The organism is Bifidobacterium rousetti, from assembly GCF_008698235.1.
Classification (GTDB): Bacteria; Actinomycetota; Actinomycetes; order Actinomycetales; family Bifidobacteriaceae; genus Bifidobacterium; species Bifidobacterium rousetti.
This window is the reverse complement of the sequence record NZ_PEBH01000002.1, coordinates 307248-322719: the sequence shown is the minus strand read 5'-3', so window position 1 is coordinate 322719 and position 15472 is coordinate 307248. Positions and strand designations below refer to the sequence as shown.

Here is a 15472-nt window from a genome sequence, read left to right as displayed (position 1 = left end):
AAAGCGGGGCTGAGGGGTAGTTGATCCGACTCATAACGAGAATGGCTTCCGTTCCCGCGTCGCATGGGTGTTGCGTGGGGACGGAAGCCATTCGCGTATCAGGGGGATGCGCCAGATTCCTCAGATGCCGAACTCCTTCTCGGCCTGCGTCCTGACGGAATCGCCGACCAGTTCGGCGGTGTCGGACTTGGCCTGTTCGATGCGTCCGAAGAACGCGTCCGCCTCCTCGTAGCTCAGCGGGTGCCCGGCCTCCTTGGCGATCGCCATCACCTCGTCGATGGTCTGCGCCTCGGCCAGCTTCTCGTCCAGTTCCTTTTCGTCAATGCCGGTCATGATGACTCCTTGGCTTGCGTGCCGCCGTCCGCGTCCGACGTCATCGGCGTCGCGGGAGGCGGTGTAGGGAACCCCGCCCTCGGAATTCCTTGGCTAAAGCGGTATTGTAGTCGTTTCCGTCGTTGGTGAGTAGGGGGTATCGGGCGTTTCCGCGGTCGGAGGGTACGGCGGTTCGGATCTTTCGCGAGTCATGTCCGCCGGGAACGCCACGGATTGTCACAACTCGCTTTCCATCGCCCCTCCGGCACGTTGTGACAAATTTCGTTGTCACAACTCGACTGAATCGGTGTGAATTGCGAGTTGTGACAGGATCGGTGTATCGCTCGCGCGGATGGGGGTTGAGAGAGCGTCATCGAAATGCTTGGAATTCCGCCATTTTCACGATATTGCTTGTTGCTTCGATCGCGGTCGGTGGCGTGCCGCGTCGATGATTCGTGTCACAACGTGCGAAAATCATCCGAAATCGCATGTTGTGACAAGCGGTACGCTCGTCTTGGATTCGACGGTCCTGGATTCGACGGGACGCGGCGGATCGGATGGGGCGGCGTATGGACGACGATGAACGGCGATGGATAGCGGACACCTTGGAACGGCTGTCCCATTCGCCATTCCGGGCGAAATTCGCGCTTGCGGCCAAGGATCGGGCGTATGCGCGCGCCAAGGGACGGGAGGTGATCGACCGCCACGCCCATGAGATGCTACGAGACCGGGTCGGCGATGCGACTCCGAGGAACGACGGCCGTCAGACCCCGTGGCGGGGCCATCCGGTGTTCACCGCGCAGCACGCGACCGCGACCTGCTGCCGCGGGTGCATCGAGAAATGGCATCACATCCCCAAAGGCCGTGCGCTGAGCGAGGCGGAGGTGAACCGCCTCGCCGACCTCGTCATGGCGTGGATCGAACGCGACCTCGCCGCGCATCCGGTGCATCCGGCCCGTCCGGCTCATCCGGCCCGTCCGGCGCACTCCGATCGCCCCGACGGCATGACCCCGCTGTTCTGATCCGGACGCCGAAACGCGCGCGATCACTCTCCTCGCGCGTCGCGATACCTGCGGCAGGCGTCCACGAACGCCACGGCGAGCCGATGGCTGTCCTCGGCGTCCGGCGTCTGCTCGGGGTGCCACTGCACCGCCATGAAGAAGTCACGGTCGCTCCGATACGCGGACTCGATGATCCCGTCGGGCGCCGTCGCCTGCACCGTGACGCCACGCCCGGCCTCGTGCACCGCCTGATGGTGCACGCTGTTGACCGCGAGCGTATCCCGCCCCAGAATCCCGCGCAACGGCGAGCCGGCGGCGATGGACACCTCGTGGCTGGGTTCGGCATACGGCTTGTCCTGCCAGTGATTCAGTGCGCCCGGCACATCGTCGGCGATCTGCTGGTAGAGGTTGCCTCCCGCGAGCACGCACATCATCTGTAGGCCGCGGCAGACGCCCAGATACGGCATCCGGCGTTCATAGGCGTCGGTGAGCAGCACCGGTTCGGCGTGGTCGCGCAGGGGCACGAGCTCGTCCGTCGAATCCAGGCGGGCGCCGCCGTACAGCTCGGGGTCGATGTCGTTGCCGCCGGGGATCATCAGGCCGTCCGCACGCCCGATCATGTCGTGCAGGTAGGCGTCGTCGTCGGACGGGTCCACGCGCAGCACCTGCGCGCCGGCGTGCTCCAGCAGCCGAACATACCCCGGATCGATGTCGAAGGCCCCGGGCACGGTCTCCGAGCATTGCATCATCAGCGCCACGACGGGCTGCATACGCGTTTCCTTTCCCTCACAGGGTCTTCGGGCGATAGTATGGCCGTACGATCGATTCCGCGAACCGCGCGGCCGGAGCCTGTCGGGGCGATCCGGCCGGTCCCACGGTTCGCATTATACGAGCGGAGGTCTCATCAATGGCTGACAGTACTTCCACAACGGAACCAACGACGGAACCCGAGACGGTATCCGCGGTGGATACGGTCTCGGCCGGTCCGGGCGTCGCAGGCGACGCGACCGTCTTCCCCGGTGCGGACGCGCTGCTTGGCGAGCTCGCCGGGTCCGAGTTCCCCGTCTCCTCCGCGACGGTCGAGCGTCTGCGGGACGTCTACGCGCACCTTGCGACGGTGTCTCCGGACGAGCCGGAATTCGAACGGTATCTGCGCGAGGACGTGATCGAGCACGGCGTCTTCACGCGCTCCGACGCCGTCGACATCATCGACTCGGTGCTCGACGCGAGCGCCAGGCACAAGGGCGACGTCGCGCTGCTGGTCCCGTTCTTTATCGCCTTCGAATGGTTCCACCGGCGCGAGTTCGACGCCGACAGGCGGTTGCGGTACTGGCGTCGTTTCGTACCGTTGCTCGAGGTGTGTCTGGGAGGGTTCTCGCTGTACCGGTACGCCCTGTCCATGTTCCATCAGTATGAGGGCGACGCCCGGCTCGCCGAGGAGGCGTCGTGGCGCGCCCACGAGATCGCGCCCGGGCATATCGGGTTCATCAACACGTACACCGAGCAGATTCTTGGGCGCGTGGAGCGCGAGCTCATCTCGTCGGGCCGGCAGATGCCCGAAGACGGCGACCGGGATGCGCTCGAACGGCTCGTCGACCTGTTCGAGGGGATGCCGCGCGAGGGTTGGCATCCGATCTTCCACGTCAGCTATGGGCGTGTGCTCGCCTGCCTCGGACGATACGACGACGCGCAGGCCGAGTTCGCCCGCGCCGTCGATCTGGAGAACTCGCGCTACAACGCGCGGGTCGGGGATGATGTCGGTTCCTCCGGTTCCGGCGGTGCGGCCGGCGGTTCCGGCGACGGCGTGCTCAAGGGCAGCACGTACGTGACCGAGATGAACGAGATCTTCGACGCGCGCAACACCTGCAACATGCTGTCGAACATGCGCTCGCTGTCGTCGGTCATCGACGACGCGCAGGAGGCGCAACGCGCCCGCGCCCGCGAGCTCGACGGGAAGATGGACGAGCTGGGCAGGCGATTCGACAACGAGCGCATCGACATGCTCGAGTTCATCGGCTTCTTCGCCGGCATCATCTCCTTCGTCATCGCCTCGATCCAGCTGGGCGACGGCCTGACCTTCCCGACCCGCGCCCTGATGGTGCTCGTCGTGATGGGATCGCTGCTCGTGGCGTTCGGCGCGTTCTCGGCCCTGCTGGAAAGCGGCCGGGCCGTCGGACCGGGCGATGGGGATGATGGCCGCAGAGGCCACGGCCGCATCCTCGGCGTGCGCGCCGGCCTGGTCGCGGTCGTCGCGATCGGATTGGTCGTCATCGTCACGGCGATGCTGCTGTATCTGGTCATCCGCTGATCGGCGTCGACGGACGGAACGGATGCTGGATATTCGGCGAAACCCGGCGTAGTGTCTATGGCGAGAGGGAAGCAAATGCGACATTATGTCCATTAAGAAAAGTTGACGCTGTGTCAACACATCCCCAAGGAGGCGGAACATGTACTATTCCAACGGCAACTACGAGGCGTTCGCCCGCCCGAAGAAGCCCGAAGGCGTCGACGGCAAGTCGGCCTACATCATCGGCACGGGACTGGCGGCCCTGTCCGCCGCGTGCTACCTCGTGCGCGACGCGCAGATGCCCGGCGAGCACATCCACATCCTCGAGAAGGACGCGGTCCCCGGAGGCGCATGCGACGGCGCCGAGATCCCCGGACTCGGATACGTGATGCGCGGCGGGCGCGAGATGGACAACCACTTCGAGGTGATGTGGGACCTGTTCCGCTCCATCCCGTCCATCGAGACGCCCGGCGTCTCCGTGCTCGACGAGTACTACTGGCTCAACAAGGAGGACCCGAATTACTCGCTGTGCCGCGCCACCAAGGATCTCGGGAAGGACGCCGGGACGAACGGCAAGTTCGGCTTGTCCGACAAGGCGTCGCAGGAGATCATGAAGCTCTTCTTCACACCCGACGAGGAGCTCTACGACAAGCCGATCACCGACTTCTTCGACGACGAGGTCCTGAACTCCAACTTCTGGATGTACTGGCGCACGATGTTCGCCTTCGAGAACTGGCACTCCGCGCTCGAGATGAAGCTGTACATCAAGCGCTACATCCACCACATCGGCGGCCTGCCCGACTTCTCCGCGCTGCGTTTCACCCGCTACAACCAGTACGAGTCGATGATCCTGCCGATGGTCAAGTACTTGGAATCGCTCGGCGTGAAGTTCCACTACAACACCAAGGTCGAGAACGTCGAGTTCGCGATCGGCGGAGGCGACGGCCCGCGCCGCGAGCGCACCGGCGTCGGCCAGGACACGATCCTCAAGATCCAGGCGACCTCCGGCGTGTTCAAGCGCAACCCGTTCGGCTCCGACACGAAGAAGCTCGCCGTGCGCATCGACATCGACCACGAAGGCGACAAGTCGTCGATCGACCTGACCCCCGACGACTACGTGTTCATCACCAACGGCGGCTGTGTCGAGAACTCCACGATGGGATCGCAGCACGCGCCCGCCGCGTGGAACCCGGACCTGAAGCCCGGCGGCGGCTGGGACATGTGGCGTCGCATCGCCAAGCAGGACCCGAGCTTCGGCCACCCGGACAAGTTCTGCTCCGACCCGCAGGCCACCAAGTGGATGAGCGCCACCGTCACCACGCTCGACGGCGAGATCCCGCCGTACATCAAGCGCATCTGCAAGCGCGACCCGTTCACCGGCCATGTCGTCACCGGCGGCATCGTCACCGTCACCGACTCCAACTGGCTCATGAGCTGGACCTTGAACCGCCAGCAGCAGTTCCGCGACCAGCCCAAGGACCAGCTGTGCGTGTGGGTCTACGGCCTGTTCCCCGACAAGCCCGGCAACTACGTCAAGAAGCCGATGACCGAATGCACCGGCGAGGAGATCTGCGCCGAGTGGCTCTACCACATGGGCGTGCCGACGGAGAAGATCGAGGCGCTCGCCAAAACCCACGCCAACACCGTGCCGGTGATGATGCCGTACATCACGGCCTTCTTCATGCCGCGCGCCGCCGGCGACCGTCCGGACGTGGTGCCCGATGGCGCCGTCAACTTCGCGTTCCTCGGCCAGTTCGCCGAGACCCCGCGCGACACGATCTTCACCACCGAGTACTCGATGCGCACCGGCATGGAGGCGGTGTACACGCTGCTCGACGTCGATCGCGGCGTGCCCGAGGTGTGGGGCAGCGTCTACGACGTGCGCAACCTCCTCAACGCGACCGTCAAGCTGCGCGACGGCGCGCCCGTGACCGACATGAAGCTCAACTTCGTGGAGAAGGCCGTGCTCGGCAAGATCCTCAAGAAGCTCGACGGCACCGACATCGCCACCCTCCTGCGCGAGTACCACGTCATCTGACGGGTTGGGAGTCGGCCCCCTCTGATGGGACGTTGCCTACAAACAGCGGAGCTGTTTGTAGGCAACGTGCGAGCCGGCAGGAGAGCCAGCAGGATGCGCGCGCAGCGCGTCCGTAATTGCGGGATGGGCTGTCGGCGAAGCCGGCGGGGGGAGAGAACCGAGGCGGTTCGCCGATCAGAAATCGAAATCGTCCGGGTCGGCGCCGTTGCGCTTGCCGGTGTCGATCGCGCTGACGGCGGCCATGTCGGCGTCGGTCAGGTTGAAGTCGAAGACGTCGAGGTTCTGACGGATGCGCTCGGCGTGCGTCGACTTCGGCAGGACGACGACGCCGCGCTGGATGTGCCAGCGGATCACGACCTGCGCGGCCGACTTGCCGTACCTCGCGCCGATCTCGGCCAGACGCGGGTCGGCGAGCAGGTTGCCGCCGGTGCCGCCGAGCGGGCTCCACGCCTCCACGTCGATGTCCTGCGCGTGCGCGAAGTCGACGAGCTCCTGGTTCGCGAACTGCGGGGAGGACTCGATCTGGTCGACCGCCGGCCTCACGTCCGAGTTCGCCAGCAGCTCCTCAAGGTGATGCCGCTGGAAGTTGCTCACGCCGATCGCCTTCGCGCGGCCGGACGCGTAGATCGCCTGCAGGTCGTCCCACGCCTGCTGCCAGCCGTCGGCCGGCCAGTGGATCAGGTACAGGTTCACGTAGTCGAGGCCGAGGCGATCGAGGCTCTCCTCGAACGCCTTCTGGCCGCGACGGGCGCGGATGTCGTCGTTCCACAGCTTGGTCGTCACGAAGATGTCGTCGCGCGGCACGCCGGAACGGCGGATGCCCTCGCCGACGGACGTCTCGTTGCGGTAGATCATCGCCGTGTCGATATGGCGGTATCCGGCCTCGAGCGCCGCGGTGACCGCGTTGACCGTGGTGTCGCCGTCCGGCGTCTGGAACACGCCCAGTCCCACCTGCGGGATGACCGTTCCGTTGTTCAGCGTGATCGTCGATTGAATCGCCATGATGCTCCCTTCGTGGCAATGGTTGCGGATGCCCTGTCCGATGATGGCCCATCGCCCATCCGTCAGCCATTGTACGGTCGGCCATGGCGTCCGGGGACGTCCGTTCTCGTCCGTTCTTGATGGTTCTCGGTGGTTCGACGTTGATTCCCGGCGCAACAATTTCCCGAGCGGAACGGCCATTTCGGGAGATTGTTGCACTGACCGGTCGTCAGCGCAACAATTTCCCGAAATCGGCCTTGAGCTCCCGAGATTGTTGCACTCACTCCGACTCAGCGCAACATATTCCGGAGCAATGGGCTCATTTCCGGAATTTGTTGCGCTGAGATGTGGTGGTTGTGGTGATGATGTGGTGGTTGTGGTGATGATTTTGTAGCTGCGGTGGACACATGGCGGGACACGTGGCGGGACGACACTGTATGCGTTGCGTATGTGCTGCGCGACCGACGATGGACGATGGATAATGGGGCCATGGATGGAATGGGCGATGGAAATGGGAACGCGATCGGTCCCGAGCTATCGGGATTGACGATCCGGCACGCGACCGCATCGGATGTCGACGCGATCGCGGCGATCGAATCCGCGTGCTTCCCGCCGGCGGAGGCCGCCGATCGGGAGACGATCGGCGGACGGGTCGCGGCGTATCCGGAGTGCTTCTGTCTGCTGTGCGACGACAATGGCCGGGACGCCAGTCGCATCGTCGCGTTCATCAACGGGTTCGCCACGAACCGACCGGATCTGACCGATGACATGTACGACGACCCCTCCGGGCACAACCCGCAAGGCGCGTGGCAGATGATCTTCGGTGTCGACACGGTGCCGGAATACCGGCATCGCGGCTATGCGAGCCTCCTGATGCGCCATGTCATCGCCGACGCCCGCGCCGCCGGGCGCAAGGGGCTGGTCCTCACCTGCAAGGACCGGCTCGTCGGCTTCTACGCGCGATTCGGTTATGTGGACGAGGGGATCAGCGGCTCCGCGCACGGCGGCGTCATCTGGCATCAGATGCGGCTGACGTTTTGACGCGCGATCGGATGATGGCCACTGACTACGATGGGCGGCATGGATATGCGGGATGAAACGCGAAAGGCTTGCGTTGATGCGCCTCGCTATGCGGCGACGTTCGATTCGGGGACCACGGCGCTGAAGGGCGCGCTGGTCGCGCAAGACGGCCGCATCGTGGCGAGCACGAGCGAGGATCTGGATCTCGTCATCGCGGGGCCGCACGGCGAATACCGCGAGCAGGACCCGGACCAGTGGTGGCATGCGTTCGTCGCGGTGAGCCGGCGGATGCTCGCCGAGGCGGTCGCGAACGAGCCCGGTCTCCATGTGGGCGGTTCGGGTGATTCGAACGATTCGGCTGTAGCCGGCCGCATCGCGGGCATCATCTTCAGCGGTCAGATGCAGGACGTGATCGTGCTGGACCGCGACCTCAACCCGGTGCGTAACGCCATCCTCTACTCCGACGGCCGTGCGGAGGAGGAAGCCGCCGAACTTGCGGAACGCTATGGTTCCCGGCGATTCCTCGACGTGGTCGGCAACCGTCTCGAGGGCTGCCTGCCGCTGCCGAAGCTCATGTGGATGCGCGCTCACGAGCCGGACGCCTCCGCCCGCACCGCCCATGTGCTCATCAGTTCGAAGGACTATCTCATCGCGCGGCTCACGGGCCGTTGCGTCGGCGATGTCGCCGCCTGCTCGACCGCCGGCGCGATGGGCATCCGCTCCGGCGAGTGGGATGCACGCCTGCTCAAGGCAGCGGACATCGACCACGGGATTCTGCCCGAACTGCATCGCCCGCAGGACATCGTCGGCGAGGTGACTCCGCAGGCCGCGATCCTGACCGGTTTCGCGCCCGGCACCCCAGTGTTCGCCGGCATCGGCGACGCCGGCGCCACCACGTTCGCCAGCGGCGTCGACCGGCCGGGGCGGTACAACATCAACCTCGGCACGTCCGGTTGGATCGCGACCGTCTCGTCCGAGCCGTTCGTCGACAAGCCGGGCGCCGCGAACCTCGCGTTCGGCGTGGCCCCGGGATTCGTCAACGCCGTCCCGTTCCTCAACGCCGGCGACGTCCACAAGTGGGTGACAAGAGCGCTCGCCGGTGTCGCTGATGCCAGCACGGACGCCGGCGCGGACTCCGGAACCGGCGAGACCCCCGATTACGCCAAGGCCCACGATCTCATCGAACGATCCCAGCCCGGCGCGAACGGCGTCCTGTGCCTGCCGTACCTCGTGGGGGAGCGGTTCCCGGTCATGAACCCGTCGATCCGCGGCGCGTACGTCGGCATCTCGCCCGACACCACACGCGCCGACCTCGTCCGGGCCGCGTTGGAGGGTGTCGCGTTCTCGATCCGCCAAGGCATGGAGAGTTTCGACACGGCGCCCGAGGAGATCTCCCTGATCGGAGGCGGCGCCCGGGAACCCGCCTGGTGCCAGATCATGGCCGATGTGCTTGGCAGCGCAATCACCGTTTTCGCCAACGCCGACATCCTCCCCGCAGTAGCACTGGCCTCGCTCGTATTCCAAAACCCGCAGATCCTCACCGACGCCGCCCAAGGCACGACCTACACCCCCGATCCGGCCGCAGCATCCGTATACGACACGCTCTACCCCAAGTTTCTGAAGCTCTATCCCGCACTGTCATCGCTGATGTAAGAGGAGAAAAACAAAACGTAACAGAGCAACGCAAAGGAGCGGAGGACGACGACGCGCTGTTCGGGACCGTAGGCTTGGCCGAGCGGCCTTGAGCGTGTCCCGAACCGCGCGTCGTCGCCCTCCGCGGTCGTGCGGCGGTCGCGGAGCAAAAGAAGTAGCGACAAAGGCAACCGGGGCGGGGAAGAGAGTCGCCCTCCGCGGTCGCGGAACAGCGTCGTCACCTTGGAATCTCACGATTTGGCTGGAATTGGACTCCTCCCGCCGATTCATGCGCGGACGTTGTTACGATGGTCAGTTATGAGCGAGAACAGCGAAAACATCATGCGAATCATCGATCTTCGCGGCAAGAACCTTTCCCGTGCCGAGCTGCTGGCCGCGATGCCGCGCGCCGCCATGGGCACTTCCGAGGCCACCGATCTGGTGCGTCCGATCCTGGACGACGTCAAGGAGCGCGGAGCCGCGGCCCTGCGCGATTTCGAGGAGAAGTTCGACCATGTGCGCCCCGAGCACCTGCGCGTGCCGAAGGAGGCGTTCGAGGAGTCCCTCGAGACCCTCGACCCGGAGGTCCGCTCCGCCATCGAGGAGTCGGTGCGCCGCGCCCGCGCCGTCGCCGCCAACCAGGTGCCGAAGGACTTCTACACCGACCTCGCCGAGGGTGCCCGCGTCGCCGAGCGTTGGATTCCGATCCAGCGCGTCGGCCTGTACGTGCCCGGCGGCAAGGCCGTCTACCCGAGCTCCGTGATCATGAACGTGGTGCCCGCGCAGGCCGCCGGCGTCGAATCGCTGGCCATCGCCACCCCGCCGGCGCGTGACGGCTCCGGTCTGCCGAACCGTACGATCCTCGCCACCTGCGCGATCCTCGGCGTCGACGAGGTGTACGCGGTCGGCGGCGCGCAGGCCATCGCCATGTTCGCCTACGGCGCCAAGGGCTCCGAGCCGCAGGACGGCGACGTGCTGTGTGATCCGGTCGACAAGATCACCGGCCCGGGCAACATCTTCGTGGCCACCGCCAAGTCGCTGGTCTCCGGCTTCGTCGGCATCGACGCGGTCGCAGGCCCCACCGAGATCGGCATCATCGCCGACAAGACCGCGAACCCGAGCCTGCTCGCGGCCGATCTCATCGGTCAGGCCGAGCACGACGAGCTCGCCGGCTCCGTGCTGTTCACCGACTCCACCGAGATCGCCGAGAAGGTGCAGGAGAACCTCAACTACCGCGTGCCGCGCACCGAGCACGCCGAGCGCGTGCACACGTCCCTGTCCGGCACGCAGTCCGCGATCGTGCTGACCGACGGCCTCGACCAGTCGATCGACGCCGCCAACGCCTACGCGGCCGAACACTTGGAGATCCAGACCGCCGACGCGGACGCCGTCGTCAAGCGCATCAGGAACGCCGGCGCGATCTTCCGCGGCCCGTACTCCCCGGTGCCGCTGGGCGACTACATGTCCGGCTCCAACCACGTCCTGCCCACCGGCGGCACCGCCCGCTTCGCCGCGGGCCTCGGCGTGCACACGTTCATGAAGCCGGTCGAGGTCATCGAATACGACGAGGAGGGCCTCAAGGCCCTGGCCGCGCGCATCAACGCGTTCGCGGTGTCCGAGGACCTGCCCGCGCACGGCGAGTGCGTGCTGTCCCGCTTCGTCAAGGACCCGTATGACAAGGCCACCCTGCACGAGCAGGAGAAGGAGGCCGGTCTGCTGTGAGCGAGGCCATGAGCGAGAGCAATGAGAGCAACGAGAGCAACGGCAACGCGATCCCCGCGAGCCTGCCGCTGAGGAACGACCTGATCGGCGAGGAGCCATACGGCGCGCCCCAGCTGGACGTGCCCGTCTGCCTCAACGTCAACGAGAACCCGTACGCGCCGGACCCGGCCGTGTGCGACTCGATCGCGAAGCGCGTGCGCGAGATCGCGCCGACGCTGAACCGTTACCCGGATCGCGAGCACATCGAACTGCGTCAGGCATTCTCCGATTATCTCGCGCGTGAATCCGGCACGAGGCTCGACGTCGATGAGCTGTGGGGCGCGAACGGCTCCAACGAGATCATGCTCCAGCTCTTCCAGGCGTTCGGCGGCCCGGGACGCACCGCGCTCGGCGCCGATCCGACGTACTCGATGTACCCGGAGTATGCGCGCGACACGTTCACCGGCTGGAAGCTCGCCCACCGCAACGCGGACTTCACGCTGAACGTCGAGAAGACCATCGAGGCGATCCACGAGGTCAAGCCAAGCATGGTGCTGCTCACCAGCCCGAACAACCCCACCGGCACGCCGCTGGCGATGGAGGACATCGAACGCATCCTCGCGGCCTGCGAAAGCGCCGAGGTCGCTGGCGCCGGCGAGGGCGTGCACCCGATCCTCGTCATCGACGAGGCATACGTCGAGTTCCGCAAGCCCGGCACGCCGAGCGCGGTGACGCTGATCAAGGATCATCCGAACCTCGCCGTATCGCGCACGATGAGCAAGGCGTTCGCCTTCGCCGGAGCGCGCGTCGGCTACCTCGCCGCGTCGAAGGGCATCATCGACTGCGTGCGCATCGTGCGCATGCCGTATCACCTGTCCGCCGTGACGCAGGCCGCCGCGATCGCCGCGTTCGAGCACACCGACGAGCAGCTGAGCCGTGTCGAGCACCTGCGCGAGACCCGTGAGGCCACCGCCGAGTGGCTGAAGGCGCAGACCTACAAGGGCGAGCCGCTCGAGGTCGCCGAATCGGGATCCAACTTCCTGCTGTTCGGCGGGCATTTCGACGACCGCGACGCGATCTTCGACGAGCTGCTCAAGCGCGGCGTGCTCATCCGCGTCGTCGGCCCCGACGGCTGGATGCGCGTGTGCATGGGCACCGACGAGGAGATGGCCCGCTTCCGCGAGGCCCTCGTCGAGTCGATGCACATCGTCGAGGCCCGCTGACGGCCCGGAACAATCGATACCAATCGATACAAGGAGTATGGAACCATGGCGCGCACCGCGCACATCGTCCGTGAGACGAGCGAATCGCACATCGACCTCGAGCTGAACCTCGACGGCACTGGACAGACCGACATCGACACCTCCGTGCCGTTCTACAACCACATGATGAACGCGCTCGGCAAGCACTCGCTCATCGATCTGAAGATCCACGCGCACGGCGACACTGACATCGACGTGCATCACACCGTGGAGGACACGGCCATCGTCTTCGGCGAGGCGCTGAAGCAGGCGCTCGGCGACAAGCGCGGCATCCGCCGGTTCGCCGACGCCACCGTGCCGCTCGACGAGGCGCTCGCCAAGGCCGTCGTCGACATCTCCGGACGCCCGTACGTGGTGTGCTCCGGCGAGCCGGAGGGCTTCGAATACTGCATGATCGGCGGGCATTTCACCGGTTCGCTCGTGCGCCACGTCATGGAGTCGATCGCGTTGCACGCCGGCATCTGCCTGCATCTGCAGGTGCTCGCCGGCCGCGACCCGCATCACATCGCCGAGGCCGAGTTCAAGGCGCTGGCCCGCGCGCTGCGGTTCGCGATCGAGCCGGACCCGCGTATCGAGGGACTGATCCCGAGCACGAAGGGAAGCCTGTGATGGCTGACGATTTCGACGACAAGGATCGTGACGACGCCGGCAAGGGCGATCAGAACCAGTCCCCGGACCAGCATCTGACCGACGAGGACATCGCCAAGGCTCTGGAAGGCTTCGAGAAGGAGTTCGCCGACGAGGAGACCTCCGATCTGTCCGACGTGGACGATCTCGACCCGCATCCGGGCTCGGGCGCGGGAATGGGCGTCGACGACGTCGATATGGGCGATATCGACGGCCTGTCCGACGACATCGACATCGACATCCCGGACGACGCCTCGTCGATCGACCCGTCGGTCGGTTTCGAGGACGCGCTGGCCGGGCTGCTCGGCAACAAGGCCAAGATGGCGGCGCTTGTCACGCGCATTGCGTCCGCGCCGCTGCTCGCCGCGTTCTGCCAGCTGTCCGACATCTCGGCCGACTGCGTGGGTTCGAACCAGGGTGCGATCGTGGTGCTGCGCAACCTCGACGGCGACGGCCCCGAGTCGGCCGCCCGCGACATCACCACCGTGGTCGGCGGCATGAGCGTCGTGCTCGGCGTGAACCGCGCCGACAAGCTCGAGGTCACGATCTACGCCGGCGGCAAGGCGGGGGAGACGCTCGCCCCGCCGATCCTGTTCAACTCGACGCCCCGGTTCGTCGAGGACCTGATGCTCGGCATCACCACCGTCGCCCAGCTCAAGACGCAGGGCTTCGAAGTGGTCGACTCCGGCAGCCTCGACCGCGAGTCGGCGATGAAGGTGATCGCCGAGCATACGCGGTTCGGCCGCGGCGGCGCCACGCGCGGGTCGAGCATCGGCTGACCCGCATCACACTGTACGTACCTAAGGAGGAGCAATGACCACCGCGGTTGTGTTCGACTATGGATTCGGCAACGTGCGCTCGATGGTGCGCGCCCTCGCGCGCCTCGGCGTCGACACCTCGCTCACCTCCGACTACCGTCAGGCCCTCGAGGCCGACGGTCTCGTCGTACCCGGCGTCGGCGCGTTCGCCGCGTGCATGGACGGCCTGAAGAAAGTCGGCGGCGACCGTGTGATCGCCGACCGTCTGCGCGCCGGCCGCGCCGTGCTCGGCGTGTGCGTCGGCGAGCAGGTGCTCTTCGAGCTCGGTCACGAGCACGGCGAGGAGACCCGCGGCGTGGGCCTGATCGGCGGCAGCGTCGACCCGCTCGACGCCGACGTCGTGCCCCACATGGGTTGGGACACGGTCGAGGCGGCCGAAGGCTCCGCGCTGCTCAAGGGCGTGGAGGATGAGCGCTTCTACTTCGTCCACTCCTATGCGGCGCTCGACGCGAAGGCGAAGGATCTGGACGAGTTCCAGATCGAACTGCCCGACGAGCAGCGGGTCACCTGGTGCACGTACGGCCGCAGCCGTTTCGTCGCCGCCTACGAGCGCGGACCCCTGTTCGCCACGCAGTTCCACCCGGAGAAATCCGGCGACGCCGGCGCCCAGCTGCTCGAGAACTGGATCGCCACGTTCTAGCTAGTCCTAGCTAGCGGCCCTTCGGCTCCGTAATCTTGGCCCCCTCTGACGAGGGGGCTGTCAGCGAAGCTGACTGGGGGAGAGATAGGGCATCCCCATACATTCGTTGACGGATTGACTACCCCTCAGACCCGCTTTGCGGGCCAGCTCGTCCCGCAATTACGGACGCGCTACGCGCGCGTTCTGTTGGCTCGCCTGTCGGGCTCACACGTTGCCTACAAACAGCTCTGCTGTTTGCTTCACGGCAACGTCCGACAAGGGGAGCCGAGAAAAGCTCAAAACGAAAGGTTATTGACATGTCGTTGACTTTGCTTCCCGCCGTCGATGTGCGCGACGGCAAGGCCGTGCGCCTGCGTCAGGGCGAATCCGGTTCCGAGACCGACTACGGCTCCCCGCTCGAGGCGGCCCGCACGTGGGTCGAGTCCGGCGCTGAATGGATCCATCTGGTCGATTTGGACGCCGCGTTCGGCACCGGCGACAACCGCGCCCAGCTGCGCGAGATCGTCCACGAACTCGGCGACCGCGTCAACATCGAGATGTCCGGCGGCGTGCGTGACGACGCCTCGCTCGACGCGGCCCTCGAGGCCGGCGCGGCCCGCGTGAACATCGGCACCGCGGCGCTCGAGAACCCCGAGTGGACGCGCAAGGCGATCGCCAAGTACGGCGACCGCGTGGCCGTCGGCCTCGACGTGCGCGGCCACACGCTTGCCGCACGCGGCTGGACCCGCGAGGGCGGCGACCTGTTCGAGACGATGAAGATGCTCGACGACGCCGGCTGCTCCCGCTACGTCGTCACCGACGTGGCACGCGACGGCATGATGAGCGGCCCGAACCTCGACCTGCTGCGCGAGGTCGCCGAACGCACCGACGCCAAGGTCACCGCATCCGGCGGCATCGCCAAGCTCGACGACCTGCGCAACATCCGCACGCTCGCCGATCTCGGCGTCGACTCCGCCATCCTCGGCAAGTCGCTGTACGCCCGCGCCTTCACCCTCGAGGAGGCGCTGGAGGTCGCGCGCTGATACATAAGGAACCCCGAGAGAACCTGACGCTGAGTGCATCCCAGCGTCAGGTTCTCTCATAATCAGCCCATATCTCGAGAGAAACCGTCGCTGACGGATTCTCAGCGTCAGGTTCTCTCGAGATACGGCTA

Annotated in this window: 13 protein-coding genes and 1 pseudogene; 11 read left to right on the top strand and 3 right to left on the bottom strand. The window is 66.1% G+C overall.

Annotated elements, in window-relative coordinates:
• Nucleotides 1-120: 120 nt before the first annotated feature.
• Nucleotides 121-333 carry a Nif11 family protein gene (locus CSQ85_RS03885; protein WP_107040816.1) on the bottom strand — a complete coding sequence of 71 codons (213 nt, stop codon included), beginning with the start codon at nucleotides 331-333 and terminating at the stop codon, nucleotides 121-123.
• A gap of 536 nt (nucleotides 334-869) precedes the next feature.
• Here CSQ85_RS03885 and CSQ85_RS03880 point away from each other — a divergent pair.
• Nucleotides 870-1259, top strand: a pseudogene (locus CSQ85_RS03880) (DUF4186 domain-containing protein); the annotation flags it as partial.
• Between the two features lie 98 nt (nucleotides 1260-1357).
• On the opposite strand, the gene CSQ85_RS03875 reads toward CSQ85_RS03880, so the two are convergent.
• Nucleotides 1358-2083, bottom strand: coding sequence for a gamma-glutamyl-gamma-aminobutyrate hydrolase family protein (locus tag CSQ85_RS03875; RefSeq protein ID WP_150382917.1), 726 nt, complete (start codon nucleotides 2081-2083; stop codon nucleotides 1358-1360).
• Between the two features lie 137 nt (nucleotides 2084-2220).
• Here CSQ85_RS03875 and CSQ85_RS03870 point away from each other — a divergent pair, with 137 nt between their 5' ends.
• Nucleotides 2221-3621, top strand: a complete 1401-nt coding sequence (locus CSQ85_RS03870) for a hypothetical protein (protein WP_150382916.1) — start codon at nucleotides 2221-2223, stop codon at nucleotides 3619-3621.
• 139 nt (nucleotides 3622-3760) lie between these two features.
• The gene (locus tag CSQ85_RS03865; protein WP_150382915.1) at nucleotides 3761-5638 is read left to right on the top strand and encodes an oleate hydratase; all 1878 of its coding nucleotides are present in this window, start codon (nucleotides 3761-3763) and stop codon (nucleotides 5636-5638) included.
• A 174-nt stretch (nucleotides 5639-5812) separates the two neighbouring features.
• Here CSQ85_RS03865 and CSQ85_RS03860 read toward each other — a convergent pair whose 3' ends face one another.
• Nucleotides 5813-6640, bottom strand: a complete 828-nt coding sequence (locus CSQ85_RS03860; protein WP_150382914.1) for an aldo/keto reductase — start codon at nucleotides 6638-6640, stop codon at nucleotides 5813-5815.
• Between the two features lie 477 nt (nucleotides 6641-7117).
• Here CSQ85_RS03860 and CSQ85_RS03855 point away from each other — a divergent pair, with 477 nt between their 5' ends.
• From CSQ85_RS03855 to priA, 8 genes are all read left to right on the top strand, one after another.
• Nucleotides 7118-7660: a GNAT family N-acetyltransferase gene (locus CSQ85_RS03855; protein ID WP_150382913.1), complete on the top strand. Its 543-nt coding sequence runs from the start codon at nucleotides 7118-7120 to the stop codon at nucleotides 7658-7660.
• A 39-nt stretch (nucleotides 7661-7699) separates the two neighbouring features.
• Nucleotides 7700-9292, top strand: coding sequence for a xylulokinase (locus tag CSQ85_RS03850; protein WP_223846820.1), 1593 nt, complete (start codon nucleotides 7700-7702; stop codon nucleotides 9290-9292).
• A 321-nt stretch (nucleotides 9293-9613) separates the two neighbouring features.
• Nucleotides 9614-10993, top strand: a complete 1380-nt coding sequence (hisD, locus tag CSQ85_RS03845) for a histidinol dehydrogenase (protein WP_150383048.1) — start codon at nucleotides 9614-9616, stop codon at nucleotides 10991-10993.
• Nucleotides 10994-11001: 8 nt separating this feature from the next.
• Nucleotides 11002-12195, top strand: coding sequence for a histidinol-phosphate transaminase (locus CSQ85_RS03840; RefSeq protein ID WP_150383049.1), 1194 nt, complete (start codon nucleotides 11002-11004; stop codon nucleotides 12193-12195).
• A gap of 45 nt (nucleotides 12196-12240) precedes the next feature.
• Nucleotides 12241-12843 (top strand): imidazoleglycerol-phosphate dehydratase HisB, encoded by a 603-nt coding sequence (gene hisB / locus CSQ85_RS03835; protein WP_043166357.1) that lies wholly within the window; start codon nucleotides 12241-12243, stop codon nucleotides 12841-12843.
• Nucleotides 12843-13640 carry a hypothetical protein gene (locus CSQ85_RS03830; protein WP_223846819.1) on the top strand — a complete coding sequence of 266 codons (798 nt, stop codon included), beginning with the start codon at nucleotides 12843-12845 and terminating at the stop codon, nucleotides 13638-13640. Before hisB ends, CSQ85_RS03830 begins: the two co-directional genes overlap by 1 nt.
• Nucleotides 13641-13674: 34 nt before the next feature.
• Entirely contained in the window at nucleotides 13675-14319 is a 645-nt protein-coding gene (gene hisH / locus CSQ85_RS03825; RefSeq protein ID WP_150382912.1) for an imidazole glycerol phosphate synthase subunit HisH, read from the top strand.
• Nucleotides 14320-14615: 296 nt separating this feature from the next.
• A complete protein-coding gene (gene priA / locus CSQ85_RS03820; RefSeq protein WP_043166360.1) occupies nucleotides 14616-15341 on the top strand; it encodes a bifunctional 1-(5-phosphoribosyl)-5-((5-phosphoribosylamino)methylideneamino)imidazole-4-carboxamide isomerase/phosphoribosylanthranilate isomerase PriA in 726 nt (241 codons plus the stop codon).
• The last annotated feature ends 131 nt before the right edge of the window (nucleotides 15342-15472 follow it).

Excerpts from the sequence above, each read along its gene's own strand:
- CSQ85_RS03885 (WP_107040816.1), bottom strand. The coding sequence starts at position 333 with ATGACCGGCATTGACGAAAAGGAACTGGACGAGAAGCTGGCCGAGGCG.
- CSQ85_RS03875 (WP_150382917.1), bottom strand. The coding sequence starts at position 2,083 with ATGCAGCCCGTCGTGGCGCTGATGATGCAATGCTCGGAGACCGTGCCC.
- CSQ85_RS03870 (WP_150382916.1), top strand. The coding sequence starts at position 2,221 with ATGGCTGACAGTACTTCCACAACGGAACCAACGACGGAACCCGAGACG.
- CSQ85_RS03865 (WP_150382915.1), top strand. The coding sequence starts at position 3,761 with ATGTACTATTCCAACGGCAACTACGAGGCGTTCGCCCGCCCGAAGAAG.
- CSQ85_RS03860 (WP_150382914.1), bottom strand. The coding sequence starts at position 6,640 with ATGGCGATTCAATCGACGATCACGCTGAACAACGGAACGGTCATCCCG.
- CSQ85_RS03855 (WP_150382913.1), top strand. The coding sequence starts at position 7,118 with ATGGGCGATGGAAATGGGAACGCGATCGGTCCCGAGCTATCGGGATTG.
- CSQ85_RS03850 (WP_223846820.1), top strand. The coding sequence starts at position 7,700 with ATGGATATGCGGGATGAAACGCGAAAGGCTTGCGTTGATGCGCCTCGC.
- hisD (WP_150383048.1), top strand. The coding sequence starts at position 9,614 with ATGCGAATCATCGATCTTCGCGGCAAGAACCTTTCCCGTGCCGAGCTG.
- CSQ85_RS03840 (WP_150383049.1), top strand. The coding sequence starts at position 11,002 with ATGAGCGAGAGCAATGAGAGCAACGAGAGCAACGGCAACGCGATCCCC.
- hisB (WP_043166357.1), top strand. The coding sequence starts at position 12,241 with ATGGCGCGCACCGCGCACATCGTCCGTGAGACGAGCGAATCGCACATC.
- CSQ85_RS03830 (WP_223846819.1), top strand. The coding sequence starts at position 12,843 with ATGGCTGACGATTTCGACGACAAGGATCGTGACGACGCCGGCAAGGGC.
- hisH (WP_150382912.1), top strand. The coding sequence starts at position 13,675 with ATGACCACCGCGGTTGTGTTCGACTATGGATTCGGCAACGTGCGCTCG.
- priA (WP_043166360.1), top strand. The coding sequence starts at position 14,616 with ATGTCGTTGACTTTGCTTCCCGCCGTCGATGTGCGCGACGGCAAGGCC.